Source organism: Robiginitalea sp. (assembly GCF_049588695.1).
Taxonomy (GTDB): Bacteria; Bacteroidota; Bacteroidia; order Flavobacteriales; family Flavobacteriaceae; genus Robiginitalea.
In genome coordinates, this window is record NZ_JBAVZJ010000245.1 from 1 (window position 1) to 5,739 (window position 5,739).

A 5,739-nucleotide genomic window follows, 5' to 3' on the forward strand; every position below is an offset into this window, starting at 1 on the left:
CGTACATCTGGAAGAGGTTCCCATATTTTGCCGCAATGACTTCTTCTCCCAGTTTAGTTATCGTGGCCTGGTCCGGATCTTTGATTCCTGAGGTCAGGGCTTTTTCGGACCCATACCGCTGAATGGCTGCTGCAAAATCGAGATAAACGGCTTCTCCTGTTTTATTGACACCAAAGCCGGCATCACAGCGCTCTTTGGCCGCCCGTGAGGCGACATCCCTGGGGACCAGGTTTCCAAAGGCAGGGTATCTGCGCTCCAGGAAATAATCCCGATCTTCTTCGGGGATTTTTGTCGGTCTCAGTTTTCCTTCCCTTATAGCCTGAGCGTCTTCGGCTTTGGCAGGAACCCATATCCGACCATCATTTCTGAGGGATTCGGACATCAGGGTTAATTTAGACTGATGGTCCCCGGAGACCGGAATACAAGTGGGATGGATTTGGGTAAAGCAGGGATTCGCGAAGAATGCACCTCTTTTGTGTACCCGCCAGGCCGCCGTAACATTACTCCCCATAGCATTTGTTGAGAGGTAGAACACGTTGCCATAACCTCCGGAGGCAATTACCACGGCATGGGCAGAATGGCGTTCAATTTCCCCTGTGATAAGGTCCCGTGCAATAATCCCACGGGCTTTTCCGTCTACCACAACGACGTCCAGCATTTCATGCCGGGTGTAGGATTTGATTTTACCGCGGTTGATCTGCCGGTTCATAGCCGCGTAGGCACCCAAAAGCAGTTGTTGACCGGTTTGCCCTTTTGCGTAAAAGGTTCGGGAAACCAAAACACCCCCAAAAGAACGATTATCCAGCAAGCCCCCGTATTCCCGTGCAAAGGGAACCCCTTGCGCGACGCACTGGTCAATGATATTCACAGATTCTTCGGCCAGCCGGTACACATTCGCTTCCCTGGAACGGTAATCGCCACCTTTGATGGTGTCGTAAAAAAGACGGTACGGACTGTCCCCGTCACCCTGATAATTTTTTGCAGCATTAATCCCACCTTGGGCCGCGATACTGTGTGCTCGTCTGGGGGAATCCTGGTAGCAGAATGTTTTCACATTATAACCCAACTCAGCGAGGGTAGCTGCTGCAGAGGCCCCGGCAAGGCCGGTGCCCACCATAATGATATCGATATTCCTTTTATTGGCCGGGTTGACCAGGTCGATTTCGTTCTTGTGTTTCGTCCACTTATCAGCAAGGGGTCCCGATGGGACCTTTGAATCGAGTATTCCCATAATTAATGCGTTATTGGGTTAAGGTGATGATACAGCGCGATAAAGATGAACAACAGCGGTACCACAATGGCGTAAAGACGCGTAAAACTCCGGATCCCGGAGCTGTATTTATTGTTGATCCCCATACTTTGGAAAGAAGATGCAAAACCATGCCATAAGTGCAGGGCTAAAAGGATAAAGGAACCCACGTAGATGATCGTCCGCCACATAGGCGCAAATTTTTCCACAGTTTCAGCGTAGTAACGGGTAGGGTCTTCCGGATTGGCCTGTACGAATTTGTAATTTATCTCGTGAATCCAGAAGTCGTAGAAGTGCAGGCCCAGAAAGGCCAAAACTACAAGGCCTGTTAAAATCATGTTTCTGGAAACCCAGGGCGCATTGGCACCCCCGGCATACTTTACATATCGCACGCTACGGGCCTTTTTGTTCTGAATCTCAAGAACAATACCCATCACAAAGTGGACGACCACACCTGCAATTAATATCGGTTGCATCAAAAACTGAACTACGGGATTGTAGCCCATAAAGTGGGACATGGTATTGAAAGTGTCCGGACTGATCACCGAAGTGAGATTGATGGTAACGTGCAATAGGAGAAAAAGCACGAGAAACAGCCCTGAAAGCGCCATAACTACTTTTCTGGCCACTGAAGTTTTAGCGAGTCCGCTCATGAATCGTTGGTTTTTTTACAGCAGCCACAAAAATACTCCACAGGCAAATCAATAACAAACTTTGTGCCCCTTTCTAATGGGATTAAAAAGGTTCTAAATAAGGTTTGGCGGCAGATTATGGCTCAGAAGTGTTTCCCCCAATATCAGAAAGTTGAATTTTCAGGGCTTTGGTAGACAATTGTACTTCTATAAAACTGAGAATTAGGGAGGTAATCAGACAAAATAAACTGGAGCCGAAAAGCAAATTTGCCCAGAACTTCCACTCGAGATACAATAGCAACATACACAAGGCGCTAAACAGGAAACTCAGGATGGCGGCCGCCTGCATTTGCTTGATGATCTCCAGGCGCCGTTGCAGTTGTCGCACCTGTTTGCCCAGCGTGGCCGAGGCCCTTTCCCGATATTGGCGGTGGAGTTCCCGAATCAGGGCTGCGATGGCGAGATATCGGGCATTGTACGCCAGCATACTCAGGGATATCGCAGGGAATAAAAGCGCGGGGATGCTTAAGGTTAACTCCATAGGCTACGGGTTGTCCGGGTTTATAAATTCAGGGGTTGCTATTCAATTTTAAAACCTTCAGTGGCCTCCTCCCCGTTATGGCGGATCAGGACCTGATAATTTCCTTTGGGCAAGTAGGTCTTGCCATCACCTGCCTCCACGAGTCGGGTTTTGTATTTCGAGAGATAATCCGCTTTGCCTTTTTTGGTAAAAGCTACATCGTAGGAAATAACATTAATGCCCGCATCGGCTTCGAGCTGGGTCTCACTGAGAACGATTCCATCCAAAGTCTGAATAGTGGCTTTGGCCGCCCCACCTTTTTGGCTGTAAAATACAATGTCGAGCCCCGGGGTGTTGGGTGTTCTCCAGGAGGAATAGGAATTTCCCCATCGCTGGGAGTGTTTGAGATCCGAGAGTTCAAAAACGATCAGGGGGTTCTCTAAAGACCCCGATTGAAGTTGTTGGAGGGGTGCGATATCGGCCCGATAGATACTACGTCCATGGGTACCCACCAGTAAATGTTTCGCCTCGGGCTGAATCACCAGGTCGTGAACCGCCACGTGTGGCATCCCATTTTGAAGGGTATTCCAGGTTTGCCCCCGGTCCAGTGATGCGTACAGTCCGTTATCTGTTCCCACAAAAAGCAGATTTTCATTTTCAGGATCTTCGACAATTGCGTTTACGGGGGCAGTCGGGATCCCTTTTGCAATAGACTTCCAGGTTTTTCCGCGGTCGTCGCTCAAATAGAGGTAGGGGGTAAAATCATCCCAGCGGTAGCCATTGAGAGCGGCATACACCCGATTTTCACTATGGGACGAGGCCGCGACCCGACTGACCCATAAGTTTTTGGGAAAGCTGTTTGAAATCCGATTCCAGGTGTTTCCCCCATCCGGACTCATCTGGAGTACGCCGTCATCGCTTCCGGTGTATAGCAAGCCAAAACGGAGTGGGGATTCCGAAAGGCTGGTCAGCGTTCCATAGGAGACATTGCCCTTCTTGCCCCCAGTTGTAAGATCCGGGGAAATGGTCTCCCAGTCTGTTCCCTGGTTCATGGACCGGTGTAACTTATTGCTGCCCAGGTAGAGGATGTCCTGGTTGTGGGGGGATAAAAGGATAGGGGTTTGCCAGTTAAACCGGTATGGGGATTCCCCGAGTGTGTGCCCGGGCTGGATTCGGTTGCGTTTTCCTGAGGAGAGGTCGAGGCGGAAATAATTACCAAACTGGTATCCGGTGTAGACGATATCGGGGTTTCGGGAATCGATCTGAACCTGCATCCCGTCCCCGCCCATAATCGCTTCCCAGGGATATTTGCCGGACTGCTGCCATTCCACGGAGTTTTCCGCATTGTGGGCCCCTTTCCAAACCCCGTTGTCCTGGAGTCCCCCATAGACGTTATAAGGTGTTTGGTTATCGACATTTATGGCGTAAAACTGCCCGACCGTCGGAGCGTTGTTTTTTATCCAGTTTGCACCGTAATCATAGGAGATGTTAACGCCCCCGTCGTTTCCATTGACCAGATGCCCCGGGAGCGATGGGTTTATCCATAATGCATGGTGATCTGCATGGACATTTTCAGCATCTATGGACAAAAAAGAAGCTCCTCCATCGTCAGAACGAAGTATCGGGACCCCAGTGACATAAATCTGGTCCTTGTTGTATGGGGCTACGCGAATCTGCCCGAAAAAATAGCCATAGCTGTAGTAAAGGTCTTCCAGATAGCCATCGTGGGTTTTACTCCAGGAATCCCCGCCATCAGTGCTCAGGTACACCTCGGCTCCTATTACAGGCGTATCGAAAAGCAGCGTATTGGCGTCTTCGAGATATTTTATGAGGTCATCGGGACGTATACTGCCCGCTTCAACCTGTTTTTTCAAGTTCGCAGCATTGTATTTATCAGGGAAACCATTGGACTTTAGAAATGCATCCAGACGGGAATTGTCCAGAGCCATAAAGGCTTTAGTCGAAATGTTCCTAAGGTCATCCTTGCTAAGCTCCTTCCCTTTATCCGATCCTTTTTCAGGCGGGCGTCTGGATTGATTATCCAGGATGGCATAGACTGTATTGGCATCGTAAGCGGAAAGGCCGATGCGCCCCACACCTTCCCCCACAGGAAAACCGGAGGCCTTATCCGAAATCAATTCCCATGAGTCTCCTCCGTCAGCGCTTTTATAAATACCAGATCCCGATCCGCTTCCCTGAAAATTCCAGGCTTTCCGATCCCGCTCCCATGAGGCTGCGAACAGAATATCGGGATTGCCGGGCGCCCTTGTAAGATCGACCATGCCGGTATTGTCATTTACGTAGAGGGTTCTGTTCCATGTTTTACCCCCATCAGTGGTTTTGTAAATGCCCCGTTCTTCATTAGGGGAATACAAATGCCCGAGCACAGCTACAACAACTTCTTCAGGCCTGTCCGGATGTATCGCTATCCTCCCGATATGATGGGAATCCGGGAGGCCTGCAAAAGACCAGGACTTCCCCTTATCCACAGATTTTAAAATTCCAATGCCTGCATAAGAGGAACGGGAAGAATTATTCTCACCCGTACCGGCGTAAATTGTCCCGCTTGGCCAGTGAACGGCAATATCACCGAGGTTTTGGGTTGGGGTCCTATCCATAACAGGGACAAAACTCGTCCCGTTATTTTGGGTATACCAAAGCCCCCCGGAGGCATATGCGACATAGAATTCCGAGGGTCTTGAAGGATTGACGTCTAAATCCACAACTCTTCCGCTCATAATGGAAGGGCCTATATTATGGAGGATTAAATTTTTGACCATTGAGCTGTTTTTCATTTTTTCCTGCAACTCCATACCTTTTTGAATTTCAAAAGGAGTAGTCGCAGGGGCCTGAGCCATAAATGAACCCGGAAGGCACAAGAGGATAAAAAAGAGGGAGGTCTTAAGGGGTGTCATAAGGTTATAAGTTGTATTTCAATACGTTATTGTTTCAGCGCATTTAAAAGATGACATGTTTTTTTGTAATTTAGGAATGTTCAACCAACAAAACCAATTATAATGGAAGAGAACTTGCCCCTGATTATCCAACTGCTCTCGGGAGCAGTTGGTGGAAACATAGCAGGAAGATTATTTAAGAATCTCGATCTCGGAACCGTCGGTAATTCAATCTCCGGAATCCTGGGAGGAGGAATCGGAGGATGGGTATTGGGCCTTATCGGCCTGGGAGAGGCTGGTACGGGCCTCTCAGCAATCCTGGGTAGTATTGCCGGAGGCGGCATAGGAGGCGCTGTGATTATGGCAATTGTCGGTGCCCTGAAAAAGGCATTTGTGAAGTAAGGAAGCACTTACGATTTAAAGCCTTAGAAAAAGGAGCCTTAG

General features: G+C 49.1%; 5 protein-coding genes. 1 reads left to right on the forward strand and 4 read right to left on the reverse strand.

All coding sequences use genetic code 11. From position 1 onward, the window contains the following. From sdhA to WBV75_RS05955, 4 genes are all read right to left on the reverse strand, one after another. On the reverse strand, positions 1 to 1,231 hold a 1,231-nt coding region (gene sdhA / locus WBV75_RS05940; RefSeq protein ID WP_424119726.1), incomplete at its 3' end, for a succinate dehydrogenase (quinone) flavoprotein subunit. Positions 1,232 to 1,233: 2 nt separating this feature from the next. Continuing rightward, the gene (locus WBV75_RS05945) at positions 1,234 to 1,902 is read right to left on the reverse strand and encodes a succinate dehydrogenase cytochrome b subunit (RefSeq protein ID WP_424119727.1); all 669 of its coding nucleotides are present in this window, start codon (positions 1,900 to 1,902) and stop codon (positions 1,234 to 1,236) included. Positions 1,903 to 2,017: 115 nt separating this feature from the next. After that, on the reverse strand, positions 2,018 to 2,422 hold the full coding sequence (locus tag WBV75_RS05950; RefSeq protein ID WP_424119728.1) for a DUF2721 domain-containing protein: 405 nt from the start codon (positions 2,420 to 2,422) through the stop codon (positions 2,018 to 2,020). 38 nt (positions 2,423 to 2,460) lie between these two features. Further along, entirely contained in the window at positions 2,461 to 5,316 is a 2,856-nt protein-coding gene (locus WBV75_RS05955) for a WD40/YVTN/BNR-like repeat-containing protein (protein WP_424119729.1), read from the reverse strand. Positions 5,317 to 5,418: 102 nt separating this feature from the next. Here WBV75_RS05955 and WBV75_RS05960 point away from each other — a divergent pair, with 102 nt between their 5' ends. After that, positions 5,419 to 5,697: a hypothetical protein gene (locus tag WBV75_RS05960; RefSeq protein ID WP_424119730.1), complete on the forward strand. Its 279-nt coding sequence runs from the start codon at positions 5,419 to 5,421 to the stop codon at positions 5,695 to 5,697. Positions 5,698 to 5,739: the final 42 nt, after the last annotated feature.

Coding starts and splice junctions, on each gene's coding strand:
- WBV75_RS05945 (WP_424119727.1), bottom strand. CDS start 1,902: ATGAGCGGACTCGCTAAAACTTCAGTGGCCAGAAAAGTAGTTATGGCG.
- WBV75_RS05950 (WP_424119728.1), bottom strand. CDS start 2,422: ATGGAGTTAACCTTAAGCATCCCCGCGCTTTTATTCCCTGCGATATCC.
- WBV75_RS05955 (WP_424119729.1), bottom strand. CDS start 5,316: ATGACACCCCTTAAGACCTCCCTCTTTTTTATCCTCTTGTGCCTTCCG.
- WBV75_RS05960 (WP_424119730.1), top strand. CDS start 5,419: ATGGAAGAGAACTTGCCCCTGATTATCCAACTGCTCTCGGGAGCAGTT.